Here is a 14,844-nt window from a genome sequence, read left to right as displayed (position 1 = left end):
CGGATAGCCACGATCAGTCCAGGTATTAGCAGCTTCGGGAGTCCTGGGCCTTCGCTGCTGGAACAGGGCGGCCACACCACCACCCTCTCCGCGACGCGGTACTCCAGCGCCGCCGATCCGGGGGCCTGATGGTGACGGGTTTCTCGGTCAGCCGCCGATGTCAATGTTCAGATATATGGCTATTTGTCGACCTTGTGACCTATTTGGTCCCGTCTCGTAATAGATGACCAGAATGAGTCGATAGTTTCGCTTCCCTTCAGTCCCTTCATGCACACCGTTCACTCGCCCGCTCCAGTGTGTCCGCCCGAAGGGCAAACCGCTCGATCGGTGCTTGTCGGAATAGAAGGGACTGCACCTGATGCAGCCAATGGCAGCGCGAAAGTTACTGGGTGGCCTGGGGAGCCGACGGCGTTTCGCCGCAGCCGGCGCAATCGCGGTGCTGCTGGTGAGCAGCCTTGTGACGGCGGCCTACGCCGACCCGGGACCGGGGGAACAGAATCGGGGACGGCCTAGCCCGACGCCGACGAGCTCGCAGATCCCTCCGACGCTCACCCCCGCCAACGGTTCGTACCTCGTAGGCACGGCGAAGGTCGCGGCGGTCCCGGCCGCGGCCGGTGACAGTGTCACGAAACTCGCCATCGACGACACCGCACTCGACGCCACCCGGACGGTGGGCGTCTCCAAGCTCAGCTTCGACGTCGGCTCGAACTCGACGGAGGCGCAGTACCACAGCTACGTGCTCGTCAACGGCGGGTACCGCAGCGACATCGGCGACCATGTGAACGAGCGGGCGACCATCGAGATCCCGAACGAGCACCTCGTCAGGGGAGAGAACACCGTCGAGATCGTCGTCGGTACGATCCAGTCCTCATGCGGCCTCAACTACGACGACTTCGTGCTGTCCGATGTGGGCCTCGAACTGCTCGGTGAGGTCGCGGACGGCGAGGAGAACCCCTATACCCTCTCCTTCGGCGACGGCAGCTGCGGCACGAACTCCTCGCTGCTGAAGCGCGCCACGCTCAAGTTCTTCGTCCAGTCCGACCCGCAGGGCACCACGGGTCTCACCGCGGACGTGGACACGACGGAGCTGGCCAACGGCGAGCACGTCATCACCGCCACGACCGCGGCCGGGGCGACCGTCAAGAACACCGTGACCGTGAACAACGCACCGGCCGGGGCACCGTGGCTGCTGCCCGTGGACGGCACGCTCGTGGCGGGCACCAAGCCGGTCTTCGCGACGGTCCCGGCCGGCGGCGAGGGCGGCGTCGCGTCCCTGACCGTAGACGGCGGCAAGCCTGCCACGAAGGCCACGCTCGGCAACGGCGCCGCGAAGTTCAGCTTCGACGTGGGATCGGACTCGATCGACGACAAGTTCGACAACTTCCTGCTCGTCAACGGCAAACGCATCGACCTGGGCGGCTCCTGGGTGAGCCGGCGCGTGACCATCGCGGTTCCGGCCCGGTTCCTGGTGCCCGGCGACAACACGATCAAGGTCGTCACCGGTGACTTCAAGGAGTCCTGCGGCAACAACCGCGACGATTTCACGATCGCCAACCTGGACCTCGCCCTTGACGGCGCCACCGTGACCGGCCAGGACGTCAAGCCGTCGTACGACATGGGCGACGGCGACTGTGGCAGCAGCCAGACCCTCTTTCGCGAGGTCGAGTTGCGCTACACGATCGACGCCCCGGCGGTGAACGTCATCGAGACGCTCGGCTCGGGTAACGCCACTCTCAGCTTCAACGTGGGCAGCAACTCGATCGAGGCGCGCTACCAGAACTTCGTCCTCGTCAACGGCCAGAAGGTCGTACTCGACGGCGACTTCGTGAGCCGGCGCGTCGACCTCACGATTCCGAACGAGTACCTCGTGCCCGGCTGGAACACGATCGACTTCGTGACCGGCACCTTCCCGACGTCGTGTGGCAACAACCGCGACGACTTCGCGATCTCGAACATCGTCCTGACCCCGGTGCGGGGCACGGCGACCGGCCAGATGCTCAAGACCTCGTACGGCATGGGCGACGGCAACTGCGGCGACAACGTGAACCCGCTGACCGAGATCGACCTCGAATTCCTGGTGGACGCGCCGGCCCGCGGCCTGCGCGCAGACCTCGACACCACCGCCATCAAGGACGGCAAGCACACCCTCGCCGCGGCGTCGACCACGGGCGAGGTCGCCACCCGCCTGTTGATCACCGACAACTCGGCGCCGACGGTCGCCAAGAGCGTCCCGGCCGCGGGTGAGAAGATCAACGCCTCGGTCGTGCTGGACGTCAAGCTCGAGGACGCCTCCGGCGTCGTGTCCGGGCCGGACGTCAAACTCGACGGCCGGCCGATCGAACTGGGCGCCCAGGTGGGCCCGGGCCTGCACGCCGGTAAGCACACCCTGGCGGTGACCGGCACAGATGGGCTCGGCAACACCACGAGCCGCGAGATCGTGTTCGAATCCGCGGGCATCCCGGACGTCCCCACCGAGCTGACCCCGGCGTTGGGGGCCGTCGGGGTGTCGGATCCCGTCACCCTCTCGGCGAAGGTGGCCGAACCTGATGGCGGCCAGGTGACGGCGACGTTCTCCGAGGCCGAGATCCTGACGCCGAACCAGGTGTTCCAGGGCACGGCCAGGTCCGTCCCCACGACCCTGAAGGTCCCGGGCGAGAGGAAGGTCAAGGCCGAAGGGCTCGAACCCGCCGATGGCAGGACGCTCGACGCGCCCGCCGGCCAGGACGTCACCTACCAGCGGTACGACGTCCAGGTGAAGGGGCACGCGGACTCCCCGGTCCTGCGCTGGGAGGGCGTCATCGACCCCGAGCGCCTGGCCTCGCTGCGGGCGTGGAACACGAGGACCAAGGCATGGGATCTGCTGACGAGCGCCCGTGGCGCCGCCGAGGGCAAGACCGTTCTCACGGCCGTCGTCGATGGGGACCACATCGACAAGCAGCAGGTTCACGTCATGGTGACGGGCGAGGACCCGTTCGCCGACGACATCGAGCCCGGTGACCCGAACGGTTTCGCCGACCCCGCCTCCTACGACTTCTCGATCGTCCACTTCACCGACACGCAGTACATCTCCGAGGGCGCGGTGGAGCAGGAGAGTGCCGAGGAGCGCGCGGTGTGGGAGTCCGCCTACGCCGGCATCGTCGACTGGATCGGCGCGAACAAGGACCAGCGCAAGATCTCGTACGTCGCGCACACCGGCGACATCATCGAGAACAACATCCGCAAGCCCGCCGACGAGGCCATGCAGCAGCAGGTCGTCGGCGAGTTCGAGGTGTCCTCAAGGCAGCAGCGCGTGCTGGACGACGCGGACATCCCGAACGGCGTGATCGCCGGCAACCACGACAACCAGTCGGGCACCGAGAACGGGCCGGACGCGATCTACAACAAGTACTACGGCCCCAGCCGGTATCAGGAGGCGTCACAGGGCTGGCAGCACGCCAACTACGGCGGGCCGTGGAGGGAAGGCGACAACCAGAACCACTACGACCTGTTCTCCGCGGGCGGGCTGGACTTCGTCGTGGTCGGCCTGTCGTACGGTGTGACGAGGGAGGAGGCCGAATGGGCCGACTCCATCTTCAAGAAGTTCCCCGACCGCAACGGCATCCTGCTCTCGCACGACTACATCGTGCCGAGCACCAACCCCGACGGGCGTGGCGCTGGATTCTCCGCCCCCGACGGCTCGATGCTCTACAAGACGGTGGTTGAGAAGAACTCGAACGTCTTCCTCATCCTGGCCGGACACGAGCACGGCGTGGGCACCAACGTGAAGCCGAAGGTCGGCCAGGTCGGCAAGGGCGTGGTCGAACTTCTGGCGGACTACCAGTTCTACACGGTGTCGGCCGACCGGCTCGGGCTCACCGAGATCGGCGGGTACAACCCGACGGACCAGCTCCAGTTCGGCGCGAGCTTCTTCCGGCTGCTGCAGTTCGACGTCGAGCGAGCGGAGCTGACCGTGGACACCTACTCCCCGCTGCTCAACGACTTCGGCGCCACCGAGTTCGACCCGCTGCGCCGCTACAACGGGCACGAGGACAACATGGTGCTGCCGGTCGATCTCACCTCCCGCACGACGAGCTTCCAGACCGACTCGCTGGCGCTCTACAAGCCCACCCGGGTCGTCGGCAGGAGCAAGGTCGCGTCGGGTCAGGTCGCCTCGGTGACCTGGGACCGTCTCAAGGACGACACGGCCTACGCCTGGTTCGTCACGGCACGCTCCGCCGGCGGCGGCGTGACCGCCTCCGAGCCGAGCGTCTTCGTCACGAAGGACGAGCGCGGCCGTCCCGGCAAGTGGGGACCTGACTCGCCCATGTACCACTGGTTCCGCCGCTGACCCATCACCGCCGCCCCGGACCGGGTCCGGGGCGGCATTCACCGTAATTGCAGTGTGGAGGCCTCGTCGTTCACGGCGGGAGGAAACGCGGGAAAACGGTGCCGTCCGGTGGCGGTGAGTGACAGACTCGGTGCGTGCTGGTGACGGAGCTGTTGAAACTCGCGCCCTCCCCCGAACAGGGGCAGGCTTTACTGGCGACGATGCGTGCCTGTAACGCCGCCGCGACCAGGGCCGCCGAGGTCGCGTTCGCGCACCGCACCGCGAACAAGATCGCCCTGCAAAGGCTCGTCTACACCGAGCTGCGTCACGAGTTCGGGCTGTCGGCGCAGATGGCCGTCCGTTCCATCGCCAAGGCCTGCGAGGCCTACAAACGTGACAAGACCATCAAACCGGTCTTTCGGGAGTTGGGGGCGGTCGCCTACGACCCGCGCATCCTCACCTGGAAAGGCTCTGATGCGGTCAGTCTCCTCTGTGTTTCGTGCGGGCTCGCTGGTCCCGCGGACTACTTCGCGGCGATCAACATCGGTCGCCGGGCAGTGTGTCACGCTGCCGACGACGCGGCCTGAACCGTACCCGCCAGGTACGGCGAGGAGTTGCAAGCTCGGTTCCTTCAGGGCCGAGAAGTTGACTCATCCCCGATCTGGAGAGACGAGACATGTCCTGCAGGCGCTGGCTGTTCGCCGTCGTCCCCGCCGTCATTCTCGGCGGTGTGTCGGCCACCCCACCACCCGGTTCGCCGACGGCCCCACTCACCTGGTTGTGACGCCGCAAACGCCACTCGCCGCAGTCAGGTCCCGCCGCGGATCAGTCGATCTGCATGACGACGGCCTTCGGCTCGGTGAAGAACTCGCGGCTGAAGGTGCCGCCCTCGCGCCCGACACCTGAGTCGCCCGCCCCGCCGAACGGGGCGCGCAGGTCGCGGACGAAGAAGCAGTTCACCCAGACGGTCCCGGCCCGCAGGCGGGCGGAGACTCGGTGCGCCCGGGACAGGTTCTCGGTGAACAGCATCGCGTTGAGCCCGTAGCGCGTGTCGTTCATCAGCGTCACGACCTCGTCCTCGGTGTCGAACGGCGTCACCGTGACGACCGGGCCGAAGATCTCCTCGCGCTGGTGGCGGCCGGTGGCGGGCATGCCGGTGATCACCGTGGGACGGACGAACCAGCCGTCGCCGAGGCCGCCGGAGCGGATGGAACCGCCCTCCTCGGCGACGGTCTCGACGTAGCCGCGCACCTTGCGGTAATGGGTCTCCGAGGCCAGCGGGCCGAGTTGGGTGGAGTCCAGCTTGGGGTCGCCCAGGCACATCGCCTCGGCCGCGGCGGTGAAGCGGGCGATGAACTCGTCGAACACCGGACGCTGGACGTACAGACGCGAACCCGCCAGGCACACCTGCCCGGCGTTGGTGAAGATCGCCTTGATGGACCAGCTCACCGCGTTGTCGAGGTCGGCGTCGGCGAAGACCGCGTTGCCGCCCTTGCCGCCGAGCTCCAGGCTGACCGGCACGAGGTGCCCCGCCGCCGCGGCCGAGATGACCCGGCCGGTCGCGGACTCGCCGGTGAACGTGATCCGGTCGATCCCAGGGTGCTCGGTGAGCGCCTGCCCGGCGGAGTCCGGGCCGTGGCCGTGGACGACGTTGAGCACCCCGGGCGGCAGGCCCGCCTCCAGCGCGAGCCTGGCGAGGATGGTGGCGGAGGCGGGGGTGTCCTCGGCGGGCTTGAGCACGACCGTGTTGCCCCAGGCCAGTGCGGGCGCGATCTTCCAGGTCTCCAGCATCAGCGGGAAGTTCCACGGGGCGATGGCGGCGGCGACCCCGACGGGCTCGTAGCGGGTGTAGGCGTGGTGGCCGGAGTCCATCGGCAGCGTCTCGGCCGTGGTCAGCCGGGCGTGGTCGGCGAAGAAGCGGAAGTTGTCGGCGGCGCGGGGCACATCGTTGCCGCGGCTCTGGGTGATCGGCTTGCCCATGTCGCGGGTGTCGGCCAGGCCGAGCTCGTCGGCGTGCTCGAGGATGAGGTCGGCGAGGCGATGCAGCAGCCTGCCGCGCTCGGCGCGGCCCATGCGCGGCCACGGCCCCTCGTCGAATGCCCGCCGCGCCGCCGCCACGGCCCGCTCCACCTCGGCCGCGCCGCCGAGCGCGACCTCTGCCCACGGCTCGCGGGTGTAGGGGTCGACGCTGGTGAACGTCTCGCCGCCGGAGGACTTCACTTCAGCACCGTCGATCACGTGTCCGAAGAATTCCATGTCAATCACCTTTGTTGATCTCGTCGCGTTCGGCGAGCGTCTGGTCTCCGGCCGCCCAGTGGGTGCGCGGCACCTCGCGTACGATCACCCGGATGCTCTGAGCAGGGGCGCCGAGCGAGCGCTCGACGGCGGCGTGCACCTCGTGGATGAGCGCCCGGATCGCGCCGGGTTCGCGGCCCTCGGCCAAGGTCACCTCGACCAGCGGCATGTCACACCCCCGCCACGGACACGGAGCCGAGGCCGCTGAAGCGCAGGGTCACCGACGAGCCGCGCTGGAGCGGCATCGCGCCGGTCATCTCGCTCGTCAGCGGCGCGTGCTGCGACCGGTAGGCGGTGGCCGGGTCCGGACCCGGCCGTTCTTCGGTGGTGGGGCCGTGGTCGGCGCGGTTCCGCCCGGCCTCCAGCAGCACCTCGGCGGTGCGTTCTATGGTCCATTCACTCATGCGATCGATCACTTTCCGATGGCCGCCGTTTCGGCCGGGTGAGGCGCGGGGGAGTAGGGGAGAGGGCTCAGCTCTGGCCGAGAGGGCGGCGGATCTGAGGTTGGCTGTGGACGCGGCGTGTGGGGCCCTGCCACATGTCGATCGAGCCCGGCTCGGCCGGGTCGAAGTAGCGGGGCCGCCAGGCGTCCTCGTCGGTGATGAGCCGCACGCCCCAGGAATACTCGTACGTGATCCCCTCCGGCCCCTTGAAGTAGACGAACACCGCCGTCGACTGCGGATGGCGGCCGGGGCCCATCTCGATCTCGACCCCGTTGGCCTCCAGGAAGTGACAGTTGCGCATCAACGCGTCGAGCGAGTCGACCTGGAAGTTGATGTGACACAGCCCCGGCTGGCTGCCCTGGAACACGGCCAGCTTGTGGTGGACCTGGTCGATGCGCATGAGACAGGCCCAGTCGCCGATCCAGTCCGACACGCGGGCGTTGAACAGGCCGGACCAGAAGCGGTACGCCTCGCGCACGTCCGGGGCGTCCAGGCACAGGTGCCCGAACTCGGTGATGCCGGCCTCGCGTCCGTAGCGGACCGGTGCGGTTAGCGCCACCTGGTCGATCACCAGGTCGATGCGGTTGCCGAACGGGTCGTCGAACGACAGGAAGTCCCGGACCCGGCGTGAGTTGGCCTCCTTGGCGTCGCCCCGTACGACGGTGACGCCGGCCTTCTCCAACTCGGTCTCGGCGGCGGCGAGCGCGTCCTCGTCCCGGACGGTGAACCCGGAGCTGATGACCCCGGACTCCCCCTCGACCAGGGCAAGGCAGTGGTGGCGCTGGTCGGCGCGCAGGTAGGCGACGCCGTCCTCTTGGGCGGTGAGCTCCAGGCCGACGATGTCCACGGCGAACCGTATGGCGGCGTCCAGGTCGGCGGCGCCGGACCGGACGTAGGCGATGTCGTCGAGCTCGATCATGACAACTCCCGGAGATAGGACCAGATGCGGTTGGACAACTCGGATCGCACGGCCCGCCACGCCTCCTGCTCGGCGGGCGTGAGGGGGGTGGGGGTGCCGGAGGCGGTGGCGGTGGCGTTCATGCGGGCGGAGGCCTCCAGCACCCACATGAGGGCGACGGCCTGGCCGACGCTTTCGCCGACGGTCACGGCGCCGTTGCCCCGCATGATCAGGGCAGGCGCCTCACCCAGGCGCTCGGCCAGCGCCCGCCCGCGCGTGCGGTCGCGCACCAGCGTCGCGTCGTCGAACACGGGCACCTCGGGCCCGAGGAACGCCCCCTGCCCGTGCAGCGGCAGGATCGGCACCCCCGCCGAGGCCAGAGCCGTGGCAGTGGGCGGCTGTGCCCGGCAGATCGCCCGCACGCCGGGTCGCGCCCGGAAGATCTCCAGGTGGATCCACGCCTCGCGCGGCGTGCCGTCGGGCAGGTCGGTGGCATCCAGCGGGACCTCGGCGTGCTGCGTGTCAGGCCCGAGCGTCCCGAGCGGCACCGGCGGGGTCATCAGCAGCCGATCGTCCCCGACTCGTAACGACACGTGCCCGAACGCGGTGACCAGCCCGGCTGCTGCCAGCGCCCGCCCGGCGTCCGCCAGCCCTGTGTTCACACCAGTACCTCTCTGCCCGTGCGCATCTACAAAAACAGGCAGGACAATACATGTATATTTGTACATGTTCTAGGGCAAGTTGGACGCCCCTATGCTGAGGGCATGTCGCTTCAGCACGCACTGCTCGGCGTCCTGGAGGCGCGCCCGATGAATGGGTACGAACTGACCCGCTTTTTCGATGCCGCCCCGCGCTGGGTGTGGTCCGCGCCGCAGAGCCAGATCTATCCGACGCTTCGCCAGATGGAGCAGGCCGGGCTCATCGAAGGTCAGAAGGAGATCCGTGGCACGCGGCTGAAGCGGACGGTGTACTCGATCACCGAGCGCGGGCTTGAGGAGCTGAGGACCTGGCTGGGCACCGGCCACGCCCTGGCTCCGGTGCGCGACTCGTTCTTCCTGCAGGCACTCTTCTTCGACATGATCGACGCGGATCGGGCCGCGTCCGTGCTCAAGGCGTACATCGCCGAGCAGGAGCAGCTGATCACGGAGTGGCGCGCGCACCGGGAAGCGCTGCTGGCCAAGGACACCGACCTGCTCAAGGAGCGGCTGAAGAACCGCCCGCCGGCCGAGCACGACCGCATCGCCGGGCTGAAGGCGCACGTCTTCACGGGCCAGATCGCCGTCGCCCAGGCCCGCGCCGACTGGGCCCGCGAAAGCCTCCGCCTCCTCGCGGAAGGCGTCTGACCGAGCGAGGGACGCCCGGACGGCCGCAGCGGAGCCGGAAGACTACTGTCACCGGCTACGCGCGTTGACGTTCGCGCAGGTAAGCGCGGCTATTTGCAGGTCCCTCCAGCGGTCGTGGTCGTCGTGGTGGTCTTGGCAGTCATGCCCCCAACCTGGCCGGGCGGCGGCGCGTAGCGAGGCCGGGCTGAGGCTGGCCCTGACAGGGCGACGATGAGCGCGCCGGGGGCCGGTAGGTTGCGGGTGTGAGCGACAACGAGCTGGGCGCGTTCCTGCGGAGCCGCCGGGAGGCCATCAGTCCCGCCGACGTAGGGCTCCCCGCCGGGTTCCGGCGGCGGACCCCCGGGTTGCGCCGCGCCGAGCTGGCCACGCTCGCGGGGATCAGCATGGAGTACCTCGCACGGCTGGAGCAGGGGCGCGACCGGCATCCGTCCCCGCAGGTGCTCGGCGCGCTCGCCGACGCCCTGCGGATGTCCACCGACGAACGTTTCCACCTCAGGCTCTTGGCGAAGGCGACCGAAGGCGGCAGCGTGTTCGTCTGCCCTTCGGCGCAGCCGCCGGTCGTGTCCGTCCGGCCGACGGTGCGGGCGCTGCTGGACAAGCTGGAACCCGCCCCGGCGGTGCTGATCAACCGGATGACACAGGTGCTCGCGTACACCACAGGCTTCGAGCGCCTGGCCCGGCCCACCGGCCTCCTGGACGCGGCCGAGCCCAGTTTCGTACGATTCGTGTTCACCGGTCCGCGCGCCCGCGACATCTACCCCGACTGGGACGCCGTCGCGACCCAGCAGGTCGCCACCCTCAAGTGCGCGGCCGGTCTCGCCGACCCGCACGTGGCGGCCCTCACCGACGAGCTCACCGTCACGGCCGGCGGACCCTTCGCCGAGCGGCTCACGACGCCGGGCGTCCCCGAGCGGGCAGGTGTCCAGCGCTGGGCGCGTCCGCAGGCCGGGGAACTGCGCCTCGCGTACGAGGCCCTCGAACTCGCCGACGACCAGCGCCTGATCGCCTACCTTCCGGCGGACGAGGCGTCGTCGGCCGCGCTCGATCGCCTGGCCGGCCGCCACCCCGGCACGCTCCGCGTCGTCAACGGCTGACCGCAGAAGGCCGCCTGCCGGGGCCGGCCTGTCCTCCTGGTGAGCTCGGCACTCGGGGTGGGTGCCATGAAGCGGAAAGTGGCTCTGTGTAATCGCTTGCCGGTGTCAGCAGGCCTTCGTCTGGCGACCCTCCGCCGGATATGACGATCACCGGCACTGTTATCTTGATCAACTTTGAGCGAGAGGCGAAACCGACACATGACATCGAGTACCTTCCGCATTGGGGGCACGATCGACGTACGGCGGCTCGGTTTCGGGGCCATGCAACTGCCGACCGAACCCGGACCGGCTCGGGAAGCAGCCATCGCTGTGGCCCGACGAGCCGTCGACCTGGGCGTCACACTGATCGACACCGCGCACCTGTACGGGTGGGGCGCCAACGAGGAGCTCCTCGCCGAGGCGCTGCACCCCTATCCGGACGACCTGCTCATCGCGACGAAGGTCGGGATCGCGCCGCCGAACCCCCCGCACGATGCGGCGATCTGCGGCCGGCCGGACTTCCTGCGGTATCAGGTCGAGCAGGGCCTGCGCCGGCTTCGCGTCGAACGGCTCGAACTGCTCCAGTTGCATCGCATCGATCCGGAGGTGCCGCTCGCCGACCAGCTGGGGGCGCTGCGCGAGCTCCAGACCGAGGGCAAGATCGGCCTCATCGGACTGTCCGAGGTCACCGTCGCCGAGCTTGAGGAGGCGCGGCAGATCATCGACGTCGCGAGCGTGCAGAACCGCTACAGCATGCTCGATCGCGAGCACGAGGCCGTGCTCGAGGCCTGTGCCGCGGCGGGGATCGCCTTCCTGCCCTGGCGGCCCGTCCACCCCGCGGTATCGGCGGCGACGGCCGAGATCGCCGCCGTGGCGGCCGAACTCGGCGCCACCGCGGCGCAGGTCGCGCTGGCGTGGCTGCTCCACCGCTCACCGGTCGTGCTGCCGATTCCGGGCACCGCCACCATCGACCACCTGCGGGAGAACGTCGCCGCGGCGAACCTGCGGCTGAGCGGCGATCAGCGGCGGCGACTCGATCGGCTCCGGCCGCGATGAGTCACCCGCCGTCGCCACGCTACCCCGAGGTCAAGCTCTGCACCCCGGGCAGAAAGAGCTGTGAGTAGAAGATCGCCACCGGGTCCTCCACCACCAGGTGCGCCGGCCGCGAGCAGCCGCGACCGATTGCCGGTCCGGTCCACGCCGACGATCTCCTGGTGCCAGTCGGCGCCTACCTTGCGCAACCCGACTGGGTAATTCCGGCTGCCGTATACGGCTGAAGGTGTACGGGCGATGTCTCTTCCGCCGGAAGGCCCCGGGACTCGGGCTCACCCGGATCGCGATCCCGGCGATTCGCGGGCCGACGGTGGAAGTGATGCACGGCCGGACATCTACGACGGCCGGTAGCATTGAGTGATCCGCTGGTAGATGGGAGTCTCACCTGATGCGTGGTCTGGGAGACCTGGAGTCCACGGTCATGGAGCGCCTGTGGTCGTATCACCGGCCGGCGTCGGTCAGGGACGTGCTCGAAGATCTTCGTCGTGAGCGGGACATCGCCTACACGACCGTCATGACGGTGATGGACAAGCTGCACAAGAAAGGCCTGCTCCGCAGGAAGCCGATCGGCCGGGCGTATGTCTACGAGACGGTGGCCAGCAAGGAGGCCTACACCGCCGAGTTGATGCGCAGCAGTCTCGCCTCCAGCGGAAACCAGGCGGCCACGCTGGTGCACTTCCTGGAGCGGCTGACCCCCGAGGAGGCGACCGCGCTGGAGGCCGCCCTGAAGGTGTATCCGCCCGGGGGGCGCACATGATGGCCGCGGCCGTCCTGGCCCTGTACGCGGTGGTCGCGGTGGTCGTGCTGCCCCGCCTGCTGGGCCGGGGCGAATGGGCTGATCGCGCACCTCGTCTGGCGATCTCCGTCTGGCTGGCCGGCTGCGCCTCCGTGGCCGCCTCTGCGATCTTCTCGATGCTCGCTGTCGCGATCCCGGCCAGTGTGATCGGCCATGGCCTGGCCGAGTTCTTCGAGGCGTGCGCGGACATGCTCTCCGACGGCGCGTCCCTTGCCGCCCCGGGCGCTCGCGCCGCCTTGCTCGGCGCCGGGCTGATCGCGGGCAGGATCGCCTACTGCGGAGCGGCCATCCTGGTCAGGGCACGACGGGAACGGCGACGTCACGCCGAGATGCTGAACCTCCTCGGCCGCCACGACGGCGCGCTGGACGCGGTCGTGCTCGATCACGACGAGGCCGCCGCCTACTGCCTGCCCGGCCGCGACGGCAGAGCGGTCATCACGACCGCGGCCCTGCGGTCCCTGGCTCCCGAGCAGGTCGCCGCTGTCCTCGCTCACGAGCAGGCGCACCTGCGCGGGCGCCATCATCTCGTCTTGGCCGCCGCCGAGGCCTTCTGTCGCGCCCTCCCTTATCTGCCGTTGTTCGCCCGGGCCCGGAGCGAGATCGCACGGCTGATCGAGCTCCTCGCCGATGACGTCGCGGCCCGCCGCCACCCGCGTATCCACATCGCCGCCGCGCTGGTCCGGCTCGCCACGGGGCGGGCGCCGGCGTTCGCGCTGGGCGCGGGTGGCGAGACGGCCCTCACCCGTGTCCGGCGCATGCTCAGCCCGGCGGCTCCGCTCGGAGCCCGGGAACGCGTCGCGGGCCTGGCCGCGGTCGCCCTCCTTCTCATCGGCCCCGCGGCCGTGGCGGCGATTCCCGGGGTGGGCTCGTTCCTGGCCCATCACTGCCACGGCGTCTCACTGTTCTAGCCACCTACTAACTACGATGGTAGATAGTAGGTGGCGATAGGGTGCTGTCATGGTCTCCATCAACCGGCGTCCTTGCCTGCGTACGGGCGTCGCCCTGGCCTTCCTGGCTCTTGCCGGCACGGCGTGCACCGAGGAGCCCCCATCGGGCGCCGCCGATTCGGCCGATCCCGGAATCGGGCACGTTCACGGTCTCGGTGTTGATCCGGCGGATGGCACGGTCTATGTCGCGGGGCATTACGGCCTGTTCCAGATCCGGTCCACGAACACGGCTCGGCGTATGGCCGATCGGATCCAGGACCACATGGGTTTCACCGTCGTCGGGCCCAGGACCTTCCTGGCCAGCGGACACCCGGGGGAGGCCGATGCCTCATCCGGGGTCTCCCCGCACCTGGGGCTGATCCGCACGACGGACGCCGGCGCCACCTGGACCTCGGTGTCGGAGGCGGGCACCGCTGACTTCCACGCCATTCAACCGGCGGGCGCCACCCTCTACGCCTACGACAGCCAGAAGGGGCAGATACGGCGCAGCGGTGATCAAGGCAAGAGCTGGGTGCCGGGAGCGAGAGCAGAGGTGATCGATCTGGCCGCTCATCACGAGAAGCCGAATCGCGTGTACGCGACCACACCGACCGGGCTCCGGGTCAGCGATGACGGCGGCGTGAACTTCACCGCGCTCGCCGATTCCCCGCTCATGTCCCACGTGGACTCTGTCGGCAAAGACGATCTCGTCGGAGCCGGGACCGACGGCCAGGTGCACACCAGCAGGGACTCCGGCAGGACCTGGCAGGTGGCGGGCCGGCTGCCAGGCCAGGTCGCCGCCTTCGCGGCTGTCGACCGGCAGCGTCTCCTCGCGGCCATGGAGGACGCAACCGTCGTGGAGTCAACAGACGGAGGACGCCGGTTCTCCGTGATCTACCGTCCCGCCTCGAGCTGAGGTCTCCCGCGGGCCGTGGCTCGATCGCTCCAGCTCGGGGGGAGGGGGGCAGAGCCGCCGGTGAGCCGGCGGGTGATGATGGGAGCGGGAGGAGATGATGACGAAGACCGGCATAAGCCATCCGATCTTCGCGCGGTTCTATGCCCGCGTCAGCCAGGTGGTGGAACGCGCAGGTCTGGCCGAGCGTCGCGAGGCGCTGCTGGCCGGGCTCTCGGGAAAGGTGATCGAGGTGGGTGCCGGCAACGGGCTGACCTTTGCTCATTACCCGCCGGCCGTCACCCGGGTGCTTGCGGTCGAACCGGAGCCGTGTCTGCGTCGGCTCGCACGGGCCAATGCCGGCAAGGCACTCGTTCCGATCGACGTCGTCGACGGCCTCGCCGACCGGCTGCCGGGTGAGGACGCGAGCTTCGACGCCGCGGTCATGTCGCTGGTGTTGTGCTCGCTTCCCGACCAGGGCTCGGCGTTGCGGGAGGTGCGCCGGGTGCTCAAGCCCGGAGGGCAGCTGCGTTTCCTGGAGCACGTCCGGGCCGACTCGCCCGGCATGATTCGCGTCCAGCGTCTGCTGGACGCGACGATATGGCCCGGCCTTTTCGGGGGCTGCCACACCGGCCGCGACACCGCGGCGGTGATCGAGCGGTCCGGATTCACCCTTGAGCGGCTGGAACGGTTCCTGTTTCCCGACGTTCGCACGCCGTTGTCCTATCTCATTCTCGGCGTGGCCCGCCGGTGGGATAGGAACCGAGCCCCGGCCGGGGCCAGCGGACCCCGAGCGCGCCCGGCCCGGCACGCACAAAG

General features: G+C 69.3%; 14 protein-coding genes. 9 read left to right on the top strand and 5 right to left on the bottom strand.

Features of this window, described 5'->3' with window-relative positions:
* The first annotated feature begins 445 nt into the window (after positions 1 to 445).
* Both ACWD3H_RS39380 and ACWD3H_RS39375 read left to right on the top strand, forming a co-directional pair.
* Positions 446 to 4,327 carry a metallophosphoesterase gene (locus ACWD3H_RS39380; RefSeq protein ID WP_451958643.1) on the top strand — a complete coding sequence of 1,294 codons (3,882 nt, stop codon included), beginning with the start codon at positions 446 to 448 and terminating at the stop codon, positions 4,325 to 4,327.
* A gap of 134 nt (positions 4,328 to 4,461) precedes the next feature.
* Positions 4,462 to 4,893 (top strand): hypothetical protein, encoded by a 432-nt coding sequence (locus ACWD3H_RS39375; protein WP_451958642.1) that lies wholly within the window; start codon positions 4,462 to 4,464, stop codon positions 4,891 to 4,893.
* 238 nt (positions 4,894 to 5,131) lie between these two features.
* Here the strand turns inward: ACWD3H_RS39375 and ACWD3H_RS39370 are convergent, their stop codons facing one another.
* From ACWD3H_RS39370 to ACWD3H_RS39350, 5 genes are all read right to left on the bottom strand, one after another.
* The gene (locus ACWD3H_RS39370; protein WP_451958641.1) at positions 5,132 to 6,562 is read right to left on the bottom strand and encodes an aldehyde dehydrogenase; all 1,431 of its coding nucleotides are present in this window, start codon (positions 6,560 to 6,562) and stop codon (positions 5,132 to 5,134) included.
* A 1-nt stretch (position 6,563) separates the two neighbouring features.
* Positions 6,564 to 6,770: a tautomerase family protein gene (locus ACWD3H_RS39365; RefSeq protein ID WP_364221861.1), complete on the bottom strand. Its 207-nt coding sequence runs from the start codon at positions 6,768 to 6,770 to the stop codon at positions 6,564 to 6,566.
* A gap of 1 nt (position 6,771) precedes the next feature.
* A complete protein-coding gene (locus tag ACWD3H_RS39360; protein WP_451958640.1) occupies positions 6,772 to 7,005 on the bottom strand; it encodes a hypothetical protein in 234 nt (77 codons plus the stop codon).
* A 67-nt stretch (positions 7,006 to 7,072) separates the two neighbouring features.
* Positions 7,073 to 7,963: a VOC family protein gene (locus ACWD3H_RS39355; RefSeq protein WP_355556069.1), complete on the bottom strand. Its 891-nt coding sequence runs from the start codon at positions 7,961 to 7,963 to the stop codon at positions 7,073 to 7,075.
* Positions 7,960 to 8,604 (bottom strand): class II aldolase/adducin family protein, encoded by a 645-nt coding sequence (locus ACWD3H_RS39350; protein ID WP_355556072.1) that lies wholly within the window; start codon positions 8,602 to 8,604, stop codon positions 7,960 to 7,962. Before ACWD3H_RS39350 ends, ACWD3H_RS39355 begins: the two co-directional genes overlap by 4 nt.
* A 102-nt stretch (positions 8,605 to 8,706) precedes the next feature.
* On the opposite strand from ACWD3H_RS39350, the gene ACWD3H_RS39345 reads away from it, so the two are divergent.
* The 7 genes from ACWD3H_RS39345 to ACWD3H_RS39315 form a co-directional block, all read left to right on the top strand.
* On the top strand, positions 8,707 to 9,285 hold the full coding sequence (locus ACWD3H_RS39345; RefSeq protein ID WP_451958639.1) for a PadR family transcriptional regulator: 579 nt from the start codon (positions 8,707 to 8,709) through the stop codon (positions 9,283 to 9,285).
* A 242-nt stretch (positions 9,286 to 9,527) separates the two neighbouring features.
* Positions 9,528 to 10,379: a helix-turn-helix domain-containing protein gene (locus tag ACWD3H_RS39340; RefSeq protein ID WP_451958638.1), complete on the top strand. Its 852-nt coding sequence runs from the start codon at positions 9,528 to 9,530 to the stop codon at positions 10,377 to 10,379.
* Positions 10,380 to 10,577: 198 nt separating this feature from the next.
* Positions 10,578 to 11,414, top strand: coding sequence for an aldo/keto reductase (locus tag ACWD3H_RS39335; protein ID WP_451958637.1), 837 nt, complete (start codon positions 10,578 to 10,580; stop codon positions 11,412 to 11,414).
* A gap of 385 nt (positions 11,415 to 11,799) precedes the next feature.
* Positions 11,800 to 12,168, top strand: coding sequence for a BlaI/MecI/CopY family transcriptional regulator (locus tag ACWD3H_RS39330; RefSeq protein ID WP_355618943.1), 369 nt, complete (start codon positions 11,800 to 11,802; stop codon positions 12,166 to 12,168).
* On the top strand, positions 12,165 to 13,115 hold the full coding sequence (locus tag ACWD3H_RS39325; protein WP_451958636.1) for a M56 family metallopeptidase: 951 nt from the start codon (positions 12,165 to 12,167) through the stop codon (positions 13,113 to 13,115). Before ACWD3H_RS39330 ends, ACWD3H_RS39325 begins: the two co-directional genes overlap by 4 nt.
* 49 nt (positions 13,116 to 13,164) lie before the next feature.
* The gene (locus ACWD3H_RS39320; RefSeq protein WP_451958635.1) at positions 13,165 to 14,049 is read left to right on the top strand and encodes a F510_1955 family glycosylhydrolase; all 885 of its coding nucleotides are present in this window, start codon (positions 13,165 to 13,167) and stop codon (positions 14,047 to 14,049) included.
* A 94-nt stretch (positions 14,050 to 14,143) separates the two neighbouring features.
* Positions 14,144 to 14,844, top strand: a 701-nt coding sequence (locus ACWD3H_RS39315; protein WP_451958634.1) for a class I SAM-dependent methyltransferase, incomplete at its 3' end; no start/stop codon positions are given.

The sequence above is a fragment of the Streptosporangium sp. NPDC002607 genome (assembly GCF_053592655.1).
Note: the sequence above shows the minus strand (reverse complement) of the source record. Positions and strands in the feature narration are given on the sequence as shown.

What these genes read in the sequence shown, in the direction of transcription:
- ACWD3H_RS39370 (WP_451958641.1), bottom strand. Translation starts at nt 6,562, where the DNA reads ATGGAATTCTTCGGACACGTGATCGACGGTGCTGAAGTGAAGTCCTCC.
- ACWD3H_RS39365 (WP_364221861.1), bottom strand. Translation starts at nt 6,770, where the DNA reads ATGCCGCTGGTCGAGGTGACCTTGGCCGAGGGCCGCGAACCCGGCGCG.
- ACWD3H_RS39360 (WP_451958640.1), bottom strand. Translation starts at nt 7,005, where the DNA reads ATGAGTGAATGGACCATAGAACGCACCGCCGAGGTGCTGCTGGAGGCC.
- ACWD3H_RS39355 (WP_355556069.1), bottom strand. Translation starts at nt 7,963, where the DNA reads ATGATCGAGCTCGACGACATCGCCTACGTCCGGTCCGGCGCCGCCGAC.
- ACWD3H_RS39345 (WP_451958639.1), top strand. Translation starts at nt 8,707, where the DNA reads ATGTCGCTTCAGCACGCACTGCTCGGCGTCCTGGAGGCGCGCCCGATG.
- ACWD3H_RS39335 (WP_451958637.1), top strand. Translation starts at nt 10,578, where the DNA reads ATGACATCGAGTACCTTCCGCATTGGGGGCACGATCGACGTACGGCGG.
- ACWD3H_RS39330 (WP_355618943.1), top strand. Translation starts at nt 11,800, where the DNA reads ATGCGTGGTCTGGGAGACCTGGAGTCCACGGTCATGGAGCGCCTGTGG.
- ACWD3H_RS39325 (WP_451958636.1), top strand. Translation starts at nt 12,165, where the DNA reads ATGATGGCCGCGGCCGTCCTGGCCCTGTACGCGGTGGTCGCGGTGGTC.
- ACWD3H_RS39320 (WP_451958635.1), top strand. Translation starts at nt 13,165, where the DNA reads ATGGTCTCCATCAACCGGCGTCCTTGCCTGCGTACGGGCGTCGCCCTG.